This is a genomic window from Actinoplanes sp. HUAS TT8, from assembly GCF_051380535.1.
In the GTDB taxonomy this organism is placed as follows: Bacteria; Actinomycetota; Actinomycetes; order Mycobacteriales; family Micromonosporaceae; genus Actinoplanes.
In genome coordinates this window covers 8,337,456-8,356,708 of the sequence record NZ_CP195646.1, presented here as the reverse complement: position 1 = coordinate 8,356,708, position 19,253 = coordinate 8,337,456, and the positions used below count along the sequence as shown (strand labels likewise).

Sequence of the window (19,253 nt, the reverse complement as noted above, 5' to 3'; positions counted from 1 at the left end):
CAGCGGCCGTCGAGCTACGCCCGGCGTGGATGCCGACGCTGGCTCTCTCCGTCTTGCCGTCAAATTCTCGTCCGCCGGGATCCGTGCTTTTTCTAGGCTGCGGCAGCCTGCTTCGACTGGCGGCCATCGTGTCGGCCGCTGTTGGCCGCGATCGCACGCAGGTCCGGCAGGCTTGCCATCGCATTGTTCATCGCGGCACGCCCACGATCGGGAGCGTCGGGCATCAAGTGTCCGTAGTAATCGTGGGTGATCTCGGGTGAGGCGTGGCCGAGCCACTCAGCGACGTCGGTGATCGGGACGCCGTCGGCGAGCAGGGATGAGGCGAAGAAGTGCCGCATCGTGTGAGTGCGGTCGAACGACACCCGCGAGGTGGCCAGCGCTGGCTGCCAGACCTTGTTGCGCAGGTAGTTCTGATTCAGCAGCCCTCTGCGGCTGTGGTTCGGAAACAGCAACTGCACAGGGTACTTGGACGACTTCCAGGTGACAGTTCCGAACCGCTCGATGTGCGCGCACAATACGTTGGCGACGATCTTGGGTAGCGGCACTGTGCGTCCGGGGTCGTCGGCATCACGGTGCTTGGTGTACATCTTCAGCTGCAGCCCGGCGTTCTTGCCGCTCGCCGTTGTGCCGTCCTCGGTGACCTGCCGGTTGACGTACAGCAAGCCGCGCTCGAAGTCGATCTGGTCGACACACAGGCCCATCGCCTCGGCGACCCGCAACCCGCAACCGACCATCACCCAGACCATCGCGGTGTAGCGAGGGTCGAAGGCGGTGATCAGCGCTTCGATCTCGGTGAGGGTCGGTACGACGATCTTGCCCTTGACCTTGCGGCGAACGTTGGCGCGTTTACCGGGGAGCTTGGCCCGTTTGGCAGGATTGCGGCCGAGTTCGTCGTTGTCGACCGCCCACTGCAACGCCGCGGACAGATACCCGAACCGGGTCTGCAGCGTCTGCGGCGAGTAGACCTTGGTGTCGCGCATCCACAGGATCCATGCCTGCACGTCGGCGAGCTTCAGCGCGCCGATCGTCTTGGCCTTGAAGAACGGGCGGATCGCCTGGTTGAGCAGGCTGCGGTACTGCCGGACGGTGGAGTTCTCCACGCCGCGGCTGGTCGCCCACCGCTCGAACAAGGCGACAACGGTCTGGGCACCGCGCTCGGTCTCCAGATAGGTGCCGGTAGCTATCTCGCGTTCCTTCTTGGCCCGGAAGTCGTCGGCGTCGCCCTTCAGCCGGAACACCTTCTGCCGTTGCCGTTTGTCGGGGTCCATCCAGAAGCAGGTGTAGCCGAGTTTTGCGGTACGGGCAGTTACCCATGCATGCGCCATGCCGGGATTCCATCGGTACCGGAGTCTCGCTGTGGCTGTTCAAAGGTTGTCTCACCTTTTCGACGGCTGGTCATCTGCGGCAGCTTCACCAGCCGGTTGCGGGTACGCGTTGGGGCTTGGAGCCAGCCGGTCCCCTGCCGGATCAGGGCCGACAGGGACGCGGGGCAGCGGAGTTCAGCCAGCAGTCCAATGAATGGGACTCGTAGTAATGAAATGGATTATTCACTCACTTGCCGTGCTTTTCGGGTGCTCTGGTGAGCGCTGAAGTGCCGAATGCCGTGCATTCACGCGGCGGCCGGGGTCCTCAGGTTCGACGTGGGCTGTAGATAGAGGCCCGGCGATTGGTGGTCCGGCCTCTTCGATCTACGCCTATTGAACCCTGGCCCCTGGGGCTCCCGATGGTGCTGGTTGTTACTGATCTTTGCCGGTTGCTGCTGGGTGACCCATAGATCGTCAAGCGTCGATGGCCTTGGTCCCCGGTCCGCCGAGAAAGCTGCTGACGAGTCCTAGGCGTCCTGGCCAAATCCTGGCCGAGCCCCCGGAAGAAGGAGTTTTCGCAGCTCAGAAGGGGTGCCTGCGTAGAACACCCAAATCTACGAGGGCACCAACCAGGTGCAGCGGATCGTGATGGCTCGGCAGCTCCTTAAGGGCTGACGTCTTCGCAGTTCAGGACGGGGCCGACGGTCGATGGTCGGCCCCGTTGCCGTTCGGCCAGAGCTCCTCGACCGGGCGGCCCAGCAGGTCGGCCAGTTCGCGTTCGGCGCGGCCCGGGCCCGCCTCGGGCCGGTGCGGCTCGGTGACCCGCCGATCCAGGATGCTTCTGATCCACTGGGTTTCGTCCGCGTCGGCGTCGCTGCGGCAGCCGGCCAGCCACCACACCTCGACGTAGGTGGCCGCGAGGATCGCCGTCCGCCGGCGGGGTTCGGCGACGCGGGCGGTGAGGTCGGCGGCGACGGCGGCGCAGGTGCGGTCGAAGAGCACGGCGAACGCTTCGTGGCTGCCGCGCGAGATCGCCTCCATGGTCGGCGATGGCGAGCTGTCGTCGAGTCGTAGCTCGGTAGGGGGCTTCCGGTCGGTCCGGTCTCGGGCGAAGACGCTCATCTGTGCTCCCAGGCTGCTGTCGCGAAGGCTGCCGCCGGGGTCTGGAGCGACTTGCTCTCGTCGTGCCGCGTCAAGTGTGACGCGGGGCGGCCACGAATAGGTGTCATTCGCTCGATCGGGTTACCGGAGCCTGGTGGCGTGGGGTTTGCCACCCGAGGAGCGGCGATGACCACGTCCGCGTCGCGACCGCGTAGTGTGGTGGTGTCGCTCCAGACTCCGGCGGCTCCGGTCCAGCTTCGGCGGACGTACCCGGGAGAGCAGACAGATGATCATTCTGAAAGCGGCCGTCCTCGCCGTGCTTCGCGAACGCGGTCAGCACGCCCGGGCCGATTTCGTCGACCGCGAACTACCGGACCGCATCGACTCCTCGGTGCACGGCGGGCTCCTGGCCACGCTCCACCTCGATCCGGTCGCGCTGGCCGAGTCCGACCCGGTGTGACATCGGGCCGGGGCTCACCGTCGCGTACCCATCCGGCCTGCGATTTCGCCGATTCGGCGCCGTCATCACGTGTCGCCGCCCGGCGCGTCCTCCGCAGCCGGTCGACGAACGGAAGGCACGGTTCATGACCATCAGGTACGGATTCCTCAGTACCCATCCGCCCACCCTGTGCGGGCTGGCGACCTTCAACTCCGCGCTCGCCACGCACCTCGGCGGGGGCGGCATCGTCCGTGTCGCCGAGACGGGCGACGACCTCACGTCCCAGACCGACGTGGTGCACACCTGGACGGCCGGAACGCCGGCCGGCTGGCGGGACACCGCCGAGGTGCTGAACACGTTCGACATCGCGGTCATCCAGCACGAGTACGGCATCTACCCCGGGCGCGACGGCGGTGAGGTGCTGTCCGTGCTGCGCCGGCTCACCGTGCCCAGCCTGGTGGTCCTGCACACCGTGCTGACCCAGCCCACCCCCGGCCAGAAGTCGCTGCTCGAACAGATCGTGTCGGCCGCCGGCGCGGTCGTGACCAGCACCCGGGCGGCCCGCGACCGGCTGCTCGCGGGCTACGCGGTGGACGCCGCGAAGATCTCGGTGATCCCGCACGGCACTTCCGCCTATGCCGGTCCGCCGGTCCGGCGGGACCCCCGGCCGCACCTGCTCACCTGGGGTCTGCTCGGGCCGGGCAAGGGCATCGAGTGGGCGCTGCGCGGCCTGGCCCGGCTGCAGAATCTCGATCCCGCGCCGGTCTACACGGTGGCCGGTCGGACCCATCCCAAGGTGGTCGAGCTGCACGGCGAGGCCTACCGGGCCGGGTTGCACCAGCTCGGCGCCGCCCTCGGCATCGCGCACAGCGTGCGCTACGAGTCGGCCTATCTCGACGATCGGGCGCTCGGGGAGCTGATCCGCTCGGCCGACGTGGTCGTGCTGCCCTACGACTCCACCGAGCAGGTCACCTCGGGAGTTCTGGTCGAGGCGGTGGCGGCCGGGATCCCGGTCGTCGCCACCACATTCCCGCACGCGGTGGAGCTGCTCACCGACGGTCCCGGGCTGCTCGTGCCGCATCGCAACCCGGCCGCCCTGGCGACCGCCATCCGGCGCATCCTGACCAAGCCCGCCCTCGCCGCCACGCTGCGCGAACGTGATGGCCAGGCGCTGGGCTGGCCCGCCGTCGCCCAGCGGTACCACGAACTGGCCGCGACCCTGGTCGCCGAGAACCGCCCGGTCGCCGTGGCCACGTGAGCGTCTCGACGACAGTTCCGCCCTTCGCGCACCTGACGCGGCTGACCGACGACACCGGACTCTTCGAACACGCCCGGCACGCCACGGTGCGCCGGGAGCACGGCTACTGCACCGACGACGTCGCCCGGGGCCTCGTCGTCACCAGCCGTGAGCTCGACCCCTCGGCCGAGGTGCTGCGGCTGGCCGAGTGCTATCTGACCTTCCTCGTCCACGCCCAGGACGCGGGTGGCGCGTTCCGCAACCGGCTCGGCTTCGACCGGACCTGGGGTGATCGACCGGCCCTGGGTGACTGGTGGGGCCGGGCGCTCTGGGGCCTGGGCACCGCCGCGGCCCGCGGCCCGGCGCCGTGGATCCGCCAGGACGCCCTGATCGCTTTCCGCCAGGGCGCCTCGTGCCGGAGCAGCAGTCCGCGGGCGATGACGTTCGCGGCACTGGGCGCCGCCGAACTGCTCCGCGTCGATCCCGACGACAAGCCGGCGGCCGCCCTGCTGGCCGACGCCGCGGCGGCGATCGGACGCCCGGATCACGATCCGCACTGGCCGTGGCCGCAGGACCGGCTCACCTACGCCAACGCCGCGCTGGCCGAAGTCCTGATCCTGGCCGGCGACCTCCTGGACGACCCGCCGGCCTTGGCCGACGGCCTGCGGATGCTGAGCTGGCTGCTCGACATCCAGACCAGCGACGGCCACCTGTCGGTGCTGCCGGTGGCCGGCTGGCGACGCGACACTCCGCGGTTGCGCTACGACCAGCAGCCGATCGAGGTGGCCGCGCTGGCCGACGCCTGTGCCACCGCCGCCGCCGTCACCGGCGATCCGGCCTGGACGGACGGGGTGCACCGGTGTGTCGCCTGGTTCCTCGGTGACAACGACGCCGGTCAGGTCATGTGGGACCCGTCGACCGGGGGCGGCTTCGACGGGCTGACCCCGGGCGGGCCCAATCTCAACCAGGGCGCCGAGTCGACCCTGGCCTTCATCTCCACGCTCCAGCACCGAACCTCCGCGCTCCAGCACCGAATCTCCACGCTCCAGCACCGAACCGTCCGGTGAGGGCTCGACCGGCGTAGGGTGCGGTGTGCTGGCCTCCTCGGCGCAACTCGATCGGCCATGGTGGGTGTCTCGGTGGCGAAAGGCAGGATGCGGCCGGCCGTCGAGGCGTGGAGGCGGGCCCGGCGCCGCTTCGGCTGGCTCGATCACCTGAGCCGTGCCGTCCTGCGGTACGACGAAGCCGACGGCGGCCGGCTCGCCGCCGCGATCACCTACTACGCGTTCTTCGCGACGTTCGCGTTCGCCCTGCTCGGCTTCGCGGCCTTCGGGTTCGTCCTGGACCGGCCGGAGGTGCAGCAGCAGCTGCAGCGTTATCTCACCGCGAACCTGCCCAGTCTCGACGTGCAGAGTCTGCGGGTGGCCCGCAACACCGCCGGCGTCATCGCCTTCCTCGGGCTGCCGGTGACCGGTTGGTTCTGGGCGGACGCCGTACGGTCCTCGATCCGCAAGGTGTGGCGACTGCCCGAGTACCCCGGGTTCATCGTGCGCCGCCTGCTCATCGATCTGCTCGTGCTGCTCGGGCTGGGCCTGCTGCTGGCCGTCTCGCTGGCCACGGCGTACGTGACCATCGCGGTGGCCGGTGCCCTGATCGAGCCGGCCACCGCGAGCGCCGTCTGGAGTCACCGGCTGCTCAGCGTGGTCGGTCTGGTGGTCAGCGTCGGGGTGAACGCGCTGCTGGCGGCCGCGATCCTGGTCGGACTGCCGCGTCTGCGCGTGCCGCTGCGTCGTGTCGTCGTGCCCGCCCTGCTCGTGGCCGGCGGCCTGGAACTGCTCAAGACCGCCGGCCGTGTCCTCGTGCAGCATGTCGCGGCGAACCCGACGTATCAGGTCGTCGCCGGAACCGTGGGGCTGCTGTTCTCGCTCAACCTGATCAACCAGGTGATCCTGTTCGCCGCGGCGCTGACGGCGACCAGCACGGTCGGTGAGGTCACCGATCTGTCCGCCCGGGCCGACGACGGCGAGTAGCCGAGGGCTGCGTCTTTTTCGGTTCTGGACGAGAGCCGTTGACGAACCAGTGACATATCTGAAACATTGAATGTCCCGGTCTGCAAGAACTCAGCAGAACAACGAAATTTTCCTAGATCGAGTTGGAAAATGCTACGCCGGGCCGCTGTTCCTCAACCCATCCCCCCGGCGCAGCGGTGACCGCTTCGGCGTACGTCGACGCGCCGGTCCGACAGGACGGACGTCATGAAGCCGATAACCCTCAGTCGAAGACTGGTCAGCGTGGCCCTCGCGGCCGGCCTGACCGTCCTCGGCCTCTCCCCGGTCGCCGCCCACGCGGCCGACGCCGTGGGCGGATCCACCGCCGCCCTCGCCGCCGGTGGTTCCAACCTCGCGCTGGGCAAGACGGTCACCGCCAGCAGCGCCCTCGGCGCCCAGCCCGCCTCCGCCGTCAACGACGGCAACTCCAGCTCGTACTGGGAGAGCACGAACAACGTCTTCCCGCAGTGGATCCAGGTCGACCTCGGGGCCACCGCCGCGATCGACCAGGTGGCGCTCAAGCTGCCGCCGGCCACGGCCTGGGCCACCCGGACGGAGACGCTCACCGTCCAGGGCAGCACCGACGGCTCGTCGTTCGGCACGCTGTCGGCGTCGGCCGGGCGCGTGTTCAACCCGGCCACCGGCAACACCGTCACGATCGACTTCACCTCGGCGACCGTGCGGTACGTGCGGGTCACCATCACCGGCAACACCGGCTGGCCGGCCGGGCAGCTGTCGGAGTTCGAGATCTACGGCGTGGCCGGCCCGACCAACCCCGACCCGGACCCGCCGACCGGCTCGAACCTGGCCGGTGGGAAGGCGATCGAGGCGTCGTCGGCCACCTTCAACTTCGTGGCGACCAACGCCAACGACGGCAACCTGGCCACCTACTGGGAGTCGGCCGGTTTCCCGTCCACGCTGACCGTGAAGCTCGGCGCCGACGCGAACGTCACCGGTGTCGTCGTCAAGCTCAACCCGGACGCGGCCTGGGGTGCGCGGACCCAGAACATCCAGGTGCTCGGCCGGGCCGGGGCGGCCGGCGGGTTCACCGAGCTGAAGGCGCGGGCCGACTACGGTTTCAGCCCGTCGGGCAATCAGAACACGGTGACGATTCCGGTCAACGGGACCGCTTCCGACGTACGTCTGCAGATCTTCAGCAACAACGGCGCGCCCGGCGGCCAGGTCGCCGAGCTGCAGGTGATCGGCGCCTGGGCGCCCGCCCCGGACCTGGTCGTGACGTCGACGACCTGGAGTCCGGCCGGTCCGGACGAGACCTCGGTGATCAACCTGACCGCCGGCGTGCGTAACGCGGGCACCGTCGCCTCGGCCGCCACCACCCTGGACTTCAAGTTCAACGGCGCCGTCGTGGCCACCGCGACCGTCCCGGCCCTGGCCGCCGGTGCGTCGGCCACCGTGACCGGCTCGGTCAGCGCGCGGGCGCAGGGCAGCTACACCGTCGCGTCGACGGTCGACCCGGCGAACGCCGTGGCCGAGTCGAACAACGACAACAACACGTTCACCGCGAGCTCGCAGCTGGTGGTGGCCCAGGCGCCCGGCCCGGACCTGCTGGTCACGGCCGTGAACCTGAGCCCGGCCAACCCGGCCGTGGGTGCGGCGGTCAGCTTCACCGTCGGCGTGCAGAACCGGGGCACCAGCACCGCGGCGGCCAGCACGACCCGCGTGGCCGTCGGCTCGACCACCCTGACCGGGGCGACCCCGGCGATCGCGGCCGGCGCCACCACGACGGTGACCATCGGCGGGACCTGGACCGCGACCAGCGGCGGGGCCACCGCGGTGGCGACCGCGGACTCGACCGGCGTGGTCGCCGAGACCAACGAGGGCAACAACACGCTGTCGAAGTCCATCGTGGTCGGTCGCGGCGCCGCGGTGCCCTACACCGAGTACGAGGCCGAGTCGGCCCGCTACACCGGCACGCTCCTGCAGCCGGACGCGCTGCGTACGTTCGGGCACACCAACTTCGCCTCCGAGTCCTCCGGCCGGCAGTCGGTGCGTCTGAGCAGCGCCGGTCAGTTCGTCGAGTTCACCTCGACCAACCAGAGCAACTCGATCGTGGTCCGCAACTCGGTGCCGGACGCCGCCGGCGGGGGCGGCCAGGACTGGACGATCAGCCTCTACGTCAACGACGTGTTCAACCGGAAGCTGACGCTCAGCTCGCGCAACAGCTGGCTGTACGGCACCACCGACGACACCGAGTCGCTCTCCAACACCCCGTCGGCCGACGCGCGGCGGCTCTTCGACGAGTCGAACGCGCTGCTGGGCACGTCGTACCCGGCCGGCACCCGGTTCAAGCTGCAGCGCGACTCGGGTGACTCGGCCAGCTTCTACGTCATCGACCTGATCGACCTGGAGCAGGTCGCGGCGCCGTTGAGCCAGCCGACCGGCTGCGTCTCGATCACCACGTACGGCGCGGTGCCGAACGACGGGCTCGACGACACGACCGCCATCCAGCGGGCCGTGACCGATGATGAGAACGGCGTGATCCCGTGTGTCTGGATCCCGGCCGGCCAGTGGCGGCAGGAGCAGAAGATCCTGTCGCCCGACCCGACGCGGGGCCAGTACAACCAGAAGGGCATCCGCAATGCCGTGATCCGCGGCGCCGGCATGTGGCACACGGTTCTCTACTCGAACACGCAGCCGCAGAACGTGGTCGGCAACATCAACCACCCGCACGAGGGCAACGTCGGGTTCGACATCGACGACAACACCCAGATCTCCGACCTGGCGATCTTCGGCAACACGCAGAACCGGGCCAACCGCGGTCACGGACTCAACGGGCGGTTCGGCAAGAACACGAAGATCAGCAACGTGTGGATCGAGCACGTCAACGTCGGCGCCTGGGTCGGCCGCGACTACTCGGACACGCCGGCCTACTGGAACCCGGGTGACGGGGTCGAGTTCACCGGCATGCGCATTCGCGACACGTACGCCGACGGCATCAATTTCTCCAACGGCACGCGCAATTCCCGGGTCTTCAACTCGTCCTTCCGGACGACCGGTGACGACGCGCTGGCGATCTGGGCCAATCCGTACGTCAAGGACCAGAGCGTCGACATCGATCACGACGACCATTTCGTGAACAACACCGTGCAGTTGCCGTGGCGGGCCAACGGCATCGCCATCTACGGCGGTTACGGCAACTCGGCCGAGAACAACCTGGTCTCCGACACCGCGAACTACCCCGGCATCATGCTGGCGACCGACCACAGCCCGCTGCCGTTCTCGGGCACGACGCTGATCGCCAACAACGGCCTTTACCGCACCGGCGGGGCGTTCTGGAACGAGGACCAGGAATTCGGGGCGATCACCCTGTTCCCGTCCACGAAGGACATCACCGGGGTCACCATCAGAGACACCGACATCATCGATTCGACGTACGACGGGATCCAGTTCAAGAACGGTGGCGGGAACATGCCGAACGTCGCCATCACGAACGTACGGATCGACAAGTCCAACAACGGCGCCGGAATCCTGGCGATGAGCGGGGCCCGCGGCAACGCGACCCTGTCCAACGTCACGATCACCAACTCGGCCGACGGCAACGTCGTCATCCAGCCGGGCTCCCAGTTCACGATCTCCGGTAGCTGATCGGCCGTCCAGGGGTGCGCGGAGACGCGCACCCCTGCGGTGGTCAGGCCGTCGCCGGCACGGGGGCGGGCGAGGGCGCGAGCCGCCGGTAACGGTGCAACTCCAGCAGGATCCAGCCCATGCTGACACCACCGACGATGATGTACGCGATCTCGGTGCCGAAGCTGTCCCAGGCCGCGTGCAGGGCGACCGCGGCCAGGAAGGTCAGCGCGAACCCGACGAGTCGCCGCAGGCTCGGGGCGGCGGCCAGGGCGAACAGTGCGCCGCTGGTCAGGCCGGTCCAGGCCAGGTGGGCGGCCGGGGCGGTGACACCCCGTACGAAAAGGGTCTGCTCCAGATCTCCGATGTTGCCGTTGGAGGCGACGAGCGCACTGAACCCATACCCCATCGTCTCGAGGGCGGCGAACCCGGCGCCGCTGGCGACGCCGATCACCAGACCGTCGCCCGGCGTGGGGTGCCGGCGCCAGAGGAGGGCGAGCGCGGCCAGCGGGGCCAGCAGTTTCGCGGTCTCCTCGATCAACCCGACGAAGACCATCGGGAGGACGCCGAGCTTGTGCAGGGCGTCGAACTCCAGCCAGCCGGCCGCGACCACGCCGATCACGCCGCCGAAGAACGCGACCACCGCGAGCGTGGACGCCGGGACCTGCCACCGGCCGGAGCGGCCCTGCGCGAACGTCAGGAACGTGGCCGGGGCGATGGTCGCGCCCAGCAGGATCATCGACGGGACGAAGTTGATGTTCTGCGTGTCCACCAGGGTCACCAGGACCAGGACGAACAACGCCACGCCGACGATCAGTACCGGGATCCACGCCCACCGGCGCCAGGCTGCAGTCATGACCATCAGTCTTCCCGTCGGTCCGGCCTGGGAAAAGTAACTTCCGACACCTGGTTTCCCCGGGGATTCAACACGAACGAACATTTGTAATCGCATATTGACTCGTTCGACCAGCGGGCGTAATTTTCGACACATCGGCGCGTCGACCTCCGTCGATACCTGACCTGCTCCGTCCTCCACCGCTAGGAGCAACCGTCCATGTCGAGAAAACGCTCTCTCACGCTGCTCGCCGCCGCGGCGATCAGCCTGATCGCCGGGCTGATCGGGGCACCGAGCCCAGCCGCCGCGGCCGGCACGCTGCCCTGTGACATCTACGCCGCGGCCGGCACGGCCTGCGTCGCCGCCCACAGCACCACCCGCGCCCTGTTCGGGGCCTACGGCGGCCGCCTCTACCAGGTGACCCGCGCCTCCGACGGCGCCACCCACGACATCGGCACCCTGGCCGCCGGCGGCTACGCCGACGCCGCCGACCAGGACGCCTTCTGCAACGGCACCACCTGCCGGATCACCAAGGTCTGGGACCAGACCAGCCGGCACAACGACCTGACCGTCGCGCCCGACGGCGGCGCCGGCAGCGGCGACCGCGGCGCCGACGCGAGCGAGATCGCGGTCACCGCCGGCGGGCACAAGGTGTACGGACTCTGGGTCTCCCCGGGCGTCGGCTACCGCTACAACGGCGTCGCCTCCGGCGTCGCGGTCAACGGGCAGCCCGAAGGCGTCTACATGGTGGCCAGCGGCACCCACGTCGGCTCCGACTGCTGCTTCGACTACGGCAACGCCGAATCCACGCCCTACGACACCGGCAACGGACACATGGACGCGGTCAGCATCGCCACCACCTGCTACTTCGCGCCGTGCCAGGGCTCCGGGCCGTGGATCGAGGCCGACCTGGAGAACGGCATGTTCCAGGGCGGCAACGGCTCGAACCCCAACCCGGGCAACAACTCGCCGTTCGTGACCGCCGTATTGAAGAACAACGGCCAGACGACGTACGCCCTCAAGGGCGGAAATTCGCAGACCGGCGCGCTGACGACGTGGTGGAACGGGTCTCTGCCGACCGACAAATCCGGCTACAAGCCGATGCACCAGGAGGGCGGGATCATCCTCGGCATCGGCGGTGACAACAGCAACCGCAACCGCGGCACCTGGTTCGAGGGTGCGATGGTGGCCGGCTATCCGACCGACGCGGCCGAGAACGCAGTGCAGGCCAACGTGGTCGCGGTCGGCTATTCAGGACAGACGAACGTGCCCAACGGGCCGGCCGGCACCATCACCGGACCCGGCGGCAAATGCGTGGACGTGGCCGCCGACGACACCGGTGCGAACGGGGCCGCAGTCAGCCTGTGGGACTGCCAGACCTGGTCCGAGGATCAGCGCTGGACGCACTTCGCCGACAACACGCTGCGCACCCTCAACCGCTGCCTCGACATCGTCGGCAACGGGACCGCCGGCGGGGCCCAACTGGAACTGTGGGACTGCAACGGGGTGGGCGGGCAGAAGTGGGTCCAGCAGGCCGACGGTTCCCTGCGCAACCCGCAGTCCGGTCGCTGCCTGGACTCGCCCAACGGCGCCACCGCCAACGGGACCCGGCTGCAGATCTGGGACTGTAACGGCGCGGCCGCGCAGAAGTTCGCGGTCAACGCCGGTGGGGTGACGGCCGGGCCGGGCGGCAAGTGCGTCGACGTGGCCGGGGACGACAACGGCGGCAACCTGACCGCGGTCCAACTGTGGGACTGCCAGAGCTACGCGACCGACCAGCACTGGTTCCACCAGTCGAACGGGGCGCTGCGGACGCTCGGCCGGTGCCTGGACATCAACGGGAACGGGACGGCCGGCGGGACGCAGGTCGAGCTCTACGACTGCAACGGGGTCGGCGGGCAGGTGTGGCAGCAGCAGGCCGACGGCTCGCTGCTCAACCCGCAGTCCGGCCGCTGCCTGGACGCGCCCAACGGCGCGACCGGGAACGGGACCCGTCTGCAGATCTGGGACTGCAACGGCAGCGCGGCGCAGAAGTTCGTCCTGAGCTGACGGGTTTCACCGAGGGCCGGCGCACCCGCGCCGGCCCTCGTCCGTTCCCGTGCGGCCGGTTCCGGAACCGCGGATATAGATGACTGTCTTGTTTCAGGTGTGTTGCCGGTCATAGTATCGATGAGTGTAAGTATGAAACGTTTCACACTCTCGGGAGGTCCCGGATGAACGGTCCACTCGCGGCGATGACGGCCGCGCTCCTGCTGGCACCGATACAGGCTCCGGTCGCCGCGGCCGATCCGCCGGTGAGCCTCAGCGGCGCGCACTGGATCTGGTACCCCGAGGGCGATCCGGCGAGCAGCGCGCCGGTCGCGACCCGATATCTGCGTCGCGCGTTCACCGTCACCGCGGCCGACATCGTGGGCGCCCAACTCGTCGTCACCGGTGACGACACGGTCGACGTGTGGGTCAACGGCGTCCGGCTGGCCGGCTCGCCGCGGGTGGCCGACTCCTGGAAGAAGGCGATCTACGTGGACCTGGCCGGCTCGCTGCGGGCCGGGTCGAACACGGTTGCGCTGGCCGTCCGGAACACCGGGGGACCGGCCGGTGTCCTGGGGCGGTTGCACGCCGGAGCGGTCGACCTGGTGACCGACACGTCGTGGCGGGCGGCCACCTCCGTACCGGAGAACTGGTCCGACCCGGCGTTCTCCGACGCCTCCTGGGCCGCCGCGAAAGATCTCGGCGCCGGGCCGTGGGGCGGCGGCGTCACGCTGCCCGACCCGACCGTGGCGTCGCCGGTCAGCGTCACCGACCTCACCGTGAACCGGCAGGTCAACCCGGTCGGCGTCGACGCGCCGCGATTCGGCTGGCGGCTCGCGTCCGGCGCCGGGGGCCAGATGCAGGGGCGCTATCAGATCACCGTGGGCAGCACGCCGGGCGCGGCCGACGTCTGGGACAGCGGGACGGTGGCCAGCTCAAGATCAATTGATATCGCGTACGGCGGCCCGGTGCCGGCCGCCAACAGGACCTACCACTGGCGGGTCCGGGTGTGGGACGCCCAGGGCCGGCCGAGCGGCTGGAGCCCGAGTGCCCGCTTCGACACCGGCATCGCCCTGACCGCACCGTTCGTCGGCGCGCCTCCGGTCGGTGACCTGAGCGGGGCCAACTGGATCTGGTACCCGGAGGGCGACCCGGCCAACAGCGCGCCCGCCGCGACCCGGTACTTCCGGCGGACGGTCACCCTGGCCGCGAGCACCACGCTGGTGGTGACCGGCGACGACACCGCCGACGTGTGGATCAACGGGACGCCGGTCCTGGCCAGTCCCCGGGTGACCGACTCCTGGAAGACGGCGGCGACCGTGACCGTCCCGGCCGGGACCAGCACGATCGCGATCGCGGCGACCAACACCTCGGTCGGCCCGGCCGGGGTGATCGCCAAGCTCGGCTCGACGGTCACCGACGGGTCGTGGAAGGCGTTCACCTCGGCTCCCAGCGGCTGGCAGCAGCCCGGGTTCGACGACTCCGGCTGGGCCTCGGCGCGGGTCCTGGCCCCCTACGGTGGCGGCCAGTGGGGCAGCCAGGTGCAGGTGCCGGGCCCGGCGCCGTACCTCCGGAAGGGTTTCTCGGTCGGTAAGCCGGTGGCCCGGGCGCGACTGTTCACCACGGCTCTCGGCCTGCACGACACCTATCTCAACGGCACGCGGGTCGGCGCCGAACGGCTCGCGCCGGGCTGGACCGACTACACCAAGCGGCTGCAGTACCGGGGCTTCGACGTCACCTCGGCGATCCGCCAGGGTGACAACGCCCTCGCGGCGCAGGTTGGGCGCGGCTGGTACTCGGGGAACATCGGCTTCGCGGGCAGCCAGCGGTACGGCACCCAGCCCTGGTACGCCGCGCAGCTGATCATCGAGTTCACCGACGGCACCTCGGCCACCGTGCAGACAGACGGCAGCTGGCGCACCACGCCGAGCAACATCCGGGCCGACGACCTTTACGCCGGTGAGACCCAGGACGCGCGGCAGGCCAGGGCCGGCTGGAGCAACCCGGGATTCGACGACAGCGGCTGGGGCGCCGTGACCGTGAAGACCGGCAGCCGGCCCACCCTGGTTCCGCAGGTCGACCCCGGGGTGACCGTGCAGCAGGAGTTGCGCCCGGTCGCCGTCACGCAGCCGGCTCCGGGAGTTTTCATCGCCGACCTCGGGCAGAACTTCACCGGCTGGGACCGGCTGCGGGTCAGCGGCCCGGCCGGGACCACGGTGACCCTGCGGCACGGCGAGATCCTGAACGCCGACGGCACCCTCTACACCGCGAACCTGCGGGCGGCCCAGGCGACCGATCGGTTCACCCTGGCCGGGTCCGGAACTGAAACGTTCGAACCGCGGTTCACCGTGCACGGCTACCGGTACGTGGAGATCACCGGTTTCCCGGGCACGCCGACCGCGGACAACCTGACCGGGCTCGCGGTCTGGACCGCCGGGGCGTCCACCGGCACGTTCACCACCTCGGACCCGACCCTCAACAAGGTGCAGCAGGCCATCCTCTGGGGTGCCCGGTCGAACCTGCTCTCCATCCCGACCGACTGCCCGCAGCGCGACGAGCGGCTCGGCTGGACCGGGGACATCGCCGCGTTCGGGGCGACGTCGACGTTCAACTTCGACACGTACGGGCTGCTCGACAAGTTCGCCACCGACCTGGTCGACGCGCAGCACAGCGACGGCGCGTTCACCGACGTGGCGCCCGACGTGCTCGGGGGCGCGGGCAAGGCGGGCTGGGGGGACGCCGGCGTGATCGTGCCGTACACGATCTGGCAGCGGTACGGCGACCTCGGCCCGGCCGACCGCACCTTCGACGCGATGGCCCGCTGGGTCGACTACCTGCGCGGCACGGCCGGGGCCGATCTGATCCGCAACCAGGACACGTACGGCGACTGGCTCAACGTCGATGACGGCACCGCCAACGACCTGACCAGCACGGCCTACTTCGGCTGGTCGGCGCGGCTGGTGTCGAGGATGGCGGCGGCCACCGGGCGCACCGCGCAGGCCGCCTCCTACGGCGCCCTGGCCGATCAGATCGCGGCCGCTTTCACCAGCCGGTTCGTCGCTGCCGACGGGACGGTCGGGGCGAACAGCCAGACGGCGTACGTCCTCGCTCTCGCCTTTGATCTGGTCCCGGCCAACCGGGTGCAGGCGGTCGCCGACCGGCTGGCGGCCAAGGTGGCGTCGCGGGGCGGGCACCTGTCGGTCGGCTTCATGGGTGTGGAGAACCTGCTGCCGGTGCTGGCCGATCACGGGCACGTGGACACCGCATACCAGGTCCTGCAGCAGCCGGACTATCCAGGCTGGGGCTACATGATCTCGCGCGGCGCGACCACGATCTGGGAACGGTGGGACGGCATCCGCCCGGACGGCAGCCTGCAGGACCCGGGCATGAACTCGTTCAACCACTACGGGCTGGGCTCGGTCGGGGACTGGCTCTACCGCCAGGTCGGCGGGGTCGCGCCGGCCGCGCCCGGCTATGCCCAGGTGCTGCTGGCGCCGAAGCCGGGCGGCACGCTGACCTCGGCGTCGTCCGATCTGACCACGGGCTACGGCCGGGTGCGCAGCGCGTGGAGCCGGTCCGGCTCGGCGCTCACCCTGCAGGTGACCGTGGCGCCCAACAGCACGGCGACGGTACGGGTACCGGGCTCGGTCGTGACCTCGGCGCCGGCCGAGGCGGTGCCGGTGGGCGGGACGTCCTACGTACTGGGATCGGGCACCTACACGTTCAGCTCGACGCTCTGATCCCAACCGCGGCGTGGAGGCCGGGTGCGCTGCGCCCGGCCTCCACCGGGGCCACTGACAGCTTTCCGTCACCTCTTGTTACTCGCCCGTATCGAGCGGCGACTCTACGCTGGGCAGCGATGTCGCTGAGATTCTCGGTGCTCGGACCCGTGCGTGCCTGGTCGGACGAGACCGAACTGGATCTGGGAGCGCCCAAACAGCGGGCGCTGCTGGCGGTTCTCCTGATCAATAGCGGTCACCCTCTGTCACTGCGAGAGATCGTTGCGGTGCTCTGGGGGAGTGAGCCGCCGGACACCGCGGACAATCTCGTACATCGGTACGTGGGCGCGCTGCGCCGATTGTTCGAGCCCGAGCTGACCGGCCGGGGCGCGTCCGGGGTGCTGGTGCGCGGCTCCGGGGGTTATCGCCTGAACGTCGAGCCGGCCGATGTCGATCTGCTGCGGTTCCGCCGGCTGCGCCGCGACGCCGACCGGAGCGAGCCGGGCGTGGCCGCCGGGCTCCTGTTGGACGCGCTCGACCTGTGGCACGGTCCGGTCGCGGCCGACATCCCGGCCGACGTGCGGATGCGGCCGGTGTTCACGCTGGTCGAGGGGGAACGGCTGGCCGCGGTCCGGTCGGCCGCCGAGTACGCGGCGGTGGCCGGCGGCGAGGTGGCCGAGCGGGTGCTGGACGCGGTGCGGGTGGTGGCCGCCGAGCATCGGCTCGACGAGTTGCTGCAGGCCCGGTTCATGCTGGTGCTGGCGGCGGCCGGTAAGCAGGCCGAGGCGCTGGAGGTCTTCCGGGCGACGCGGGCGCTGCTCGCCGACGAGTTGGGGCTCGACCCGGGGGCGGATCTGCGCGCGGCCCAGGAACGGGTGCTGCGTCAGCGATCCGAGGTGTCCACGTCGGACACGTCGCCCGGGAAGCCCGACGCGGCCGACACCGGGCCGCCGACGGCCGAGCGACCGGCGCAACTACCACCGGACCTGGCCGTCTTCGCCGGGCGCCGTCTGGAACTCGGACTGTTCCCGCCGATCGACGAGCGGACGAGCGCGGCCGCGGTGGTCACCATCGGCGGCATGGGCGGCGCCGGCAAGACCACGCTGGCCGTGCACTGGGCGCACCGGATCGCCGAGCACTTCCCGGACGGTCATCTCTACATCGACCTGCACGGCTTCTCTCCGGACCGGGCGATGATCAGCCCGGCCGACGCGCTGCACTCGTTCCTGGAGGCGCTCGGTGTGCCGGTCCGGAGCATCCCGGCCGGTCTGGAGGCGCAGACCGCGCTGTTCCGCAGCCTGCTGGCCGGGCGCCGGGTGCTGATCGTGCTGGACAACGCCCGGGACAGCGAGCAGGTGCGGCCGTTGCTGCCCGGCGCGCCCGGCTGCCTGACCGTGGTGACCAGCCGGCATCAGTTGTACGACCTGGTCTCGGCGCACGGCGCGACCGCGATCACCCTGGAACACCTGCCGCCCGGGGAGGCCGTGGAGCTGTTGACACGGCGGCTCGGCGCCGAGCGGGTCGAGCGGGAGCCGGCGTCGGCGGCCGAGATCGTCGAGCTGGCCGGCCGGATTCCGCTGACCCTGGCCATCGTCTGCGCGCGGGCCGCGATGAACCCGCGGTTCTCGCTGGCCGCGATCGCCCGGGAGTTGCGCGAGTCGGACGGCAGCCTGGACGCGTTCGAGGGGGAGTCGGCGCGGTCCGGTGTCCGGTCGGTCTTCGACTGGTCGTACAACGTGCTGACCCCGCCCGCGGCCCGCCTGTTCCGCCTGTTCGCCCTGCACCCGGGCCCGGAGTGCACCACCGCGGCGGCGGCCGCCCTGGCCGGGGTGCCGATCGGGAAGGCGCGGCGGGCGCTGGCCGAGCTGCTGCGGGCCAACCTGATCGTGGAGACCGAGCCGGGCCGGTTCGGCTGTCACGACCTGCTGCGGGCGTACGCGCGGGAACTGGACGGTGAGGATGACGGCGCCCGTGGCCGGATGCTCGACCACTACCTGCACGCCGCCGTCGACGCGACCGCCGTGCTGTTCCCGGGCCGCGAGCGGCTGCCGCTGGATCCGCCGGCGCCGGGCACCCCGGTCGCCGAGTTCCGGGACGCGGGCGAGGCGTTGGCCTGGTTCGACGCCGAGCGCCCGGTCCTGATCGCCGCGATCAAGCAGAACGCCACGGCCGGGGACGGGTATGCCTGGCAGCTGGCCGTCGCGCTGGAGATGTACCTGGACCGGACCGGGGCGTGGCTGGTGCAGCGCGAGATCCAGGCCGCGGCCCGGGCGTCGGCGCTGATCCTGGTGGACCGGTACGCGCTGGCCTGCACCGAGCGCTCGCTCGGGTTCGCCGAGGGCCGGCTGCGGCGGTGGGCCGACGCGGACCGGCATCTGGGTCACGCGCTGGAACTGTTCGCCCAGCTCGGGGACGGTAACGGCGAGGCCCGGGCGCACCGGCTGCTGGCGTTCCTGCTCAACCAGCGGGAGCGGTACGACGCCTCGCTCGAACATTACCGGGCCGCGGCCGAGCTCTACCGAGCGAGCGGCTGGGGGTCGGGGCTGGCGCATGTGCACAACGAGACCGGCTGGACGTACATCCTGCTCGGGGACTACACGAAGGCGCTGGACGAGTGCCGCCGGGCCATCGAGGAGCACCGGGCGATCGGCGACCGTAACGGGCAGGCCGCGGCCTGGGACAGCACCGGCTACGCACAGCACCACCTCGGGTCGTACGACGAAGCCCTGATCTCTTTCAGCCAAGCACTGCGGCTCTATCGGCTGGTCCACGACCGCTACCTGGAGGCCGACACGCTTGTCCACATGGGAGACTCGCATCTCGGCGCCGGTCGGCCGGCGCAGGCCGAGCTGTCGTGGCGGGAGGCGCTGGTGATCCTGGACGACCTCGGTCATCCGGACGCGTCCGGGATTCGGGACAGGTTGCGCCCCCGTGAGGTGCCGGCCGTCGCCTGACCG

General features: G+C 70.3%; 11 protein-coding genes. 8 read left to right on the top strand and 3 right to left on the bottom strand.

Annotation, left to right across the window (positions count from 1 at the left end):
- Window positions 1–92 precede the first annotated feature (92 nt).
- Both ACSHV8_RS37005 and ACSHV8_RS37000 read right to left on the bottom strand, forming a co-directional pair.
- Window positions 93–1,325 (bottom strand): tyrosine-type recombinase/integrase, encoded by a 1,233-nt coding sequence (locus ACSHV8_RS37005; RefSeq protein WP_436523626.1) that lies wholly within the window; start codon window positions 1,323–1,325, stop codon window positions 93–95.
- Window positions 1,326–1,991: 666 nt separating this feature from the next.
- Window positions 1,992–2,426 carry a hypothetical protein gene (locus tag ACSHV8_RS37000; RefSeq protein WP_436523624.1) on the bottom strand — a complete coding sequence of 145 codons (435 nt, stop codon included), beginning with the start codon at window positions 2,424–2,426 and terminating at the stop codon, window positions 1,992–1,994.
- Between the two features lie 265 nt (window positions 2,427–2,691).
- Here ACSHV8_RS37000 and ACSHV8_RS36995 point away from each other — a divergent pair, with 265 nt between their 5' ends.
- The 5 genes from ACSHV8_RS36995 (at window position 2,692) to ACSHV8_RS36975 (ending at window position 9,735) form a co-directional block, all read left to right on the top strand.
- A complete protein-coding gene (locus tag ACSHV8_RS36995; RefSeq protein WP_436523622.1) occupies window positions 2,692–2,865 on the top strand; it encodes a hypothetical protein in 174 nt (57 codons plus the stop codon).
- 124 nt (window positions 2,866–2,989) lie between these two features.
- Complete coding sequence (locus tag ACSHV8_RS36990) at window positions 2,990–4,102, top strand: glycosyltransferase (protein WP_436523620.1); 1,113 nt, start codon at window positions 2,990–2,992, stop codon at window positions 4,100–4,102.
- Complete coding sequence (locus ACSHV8_RS36985) at window positions 4,099–5,148, top strand: glycosyltransferase (protein ID WP_436523618.1); 1,050 nt, start codon at window positions 4,099–4,101, stop codon at window positions 5,146–5,148. The genes ACSHV8_RS36990 and ACSHV8_RS36985 overlap by 4 nt, the downstream gene beginning before the upstream one ends.
- A 72-nt stretch (window positions 5,149–5,220) precedes the next feature.
- Window positions 5,221–6,111: a YhjD/YihY/BrkB family envelope integrity protein gene (locus ACSHV8_RS36980; protein WP_436523616.1), complete on the top strand. Its 891-nt coding sequence runs from the start codon at window positions 5,221–5,223 to the stop codon at window positions 6,109–6,111.
- Between the two features lie 225 nt (window positions 6,112–6,336).
- Window positions 6,337–9,735, top strand: a complete 3,399-nt coding sequence (locus ACSHV8_RS36975; protein ID WP_436523614.1) for a CARDB domain-containing protein — start codon at window positions 6,337–6,339, stop codon at window positions 9,733–9,735.
- A gap of 43 nt (window positions 9,736–9,778) precedes the next feature.
- Here ACSHV8_RS36975 and ACSHV8_RS36970 read toward each other — a convergent pair whose 3' ends face one another.
- Window positions 9,779–10,570 (bottom strand): PrsW family glutamic-type intramembrane protease, encoded by a 792-nt coding sequence (locus tag ACSHV8_RS36970; RefSeq protein WP_436523612.1) that lies wholly within the window; start codon window positions 10,568–10,570, stop codon window positions 9,779–9,781.
- A 198-nt stretch (window positions 10,571–10,768) separates the two neighbouring features.
- Here ACSHV8_RS36970 and ACSHV8_RS36965 point away from each other — a divergent pair, with 198 nt between their 5' ends.
- The 3 genes from ACSHV8_RS36965 to ACSHV8_RS36955 all read left to right on the top strand — a co-directional run bounded on the left by ACSHV8_RS36965 (window position 10,769) and on the right by ACSHV8_RS36955 (window position 19,250).
- Entirely contained in the window at window positions 10,769–12,598 is a 1,830-nt protein-coding gene (locus ACSHV8_RS36965; RefSeq protein WP_436523610.1) for an arabinofuranosidase catalytic domain-containing protein, read from the top strand.
- A gap of 164 nt (window positions 12,599–12,762) precedes the next feature.
- Window positions 12,763–16,317, top strand: a complete 3,555-nt coding sequence (locus tag ACSHV8_RS36960) for a family 78 glycoside hydrolase catalytic domain (RefSeq protein WP_436523608.1) — start codon at window positions 12,763–12,765, stop codon at window positions 16,315–16,317.
- A 119-nt stretch (window positions 16,318–16,436) separates the two neighbouring features.
- Window positions 16,437–19,250, top strand: a complete 2,814-nt coding sequence (locus ACSHV8_RS36955) for an AfsR/SARP family transcriptional regulator (RefSeq protein ID WP_436523606.1) — start codon at window positions 16,437–16,439, stop codon at window positions 19,248–19,250.
- The last annotated feature ends 3 nt before the right edge of the window (window positions 19,251–19,253 follow it).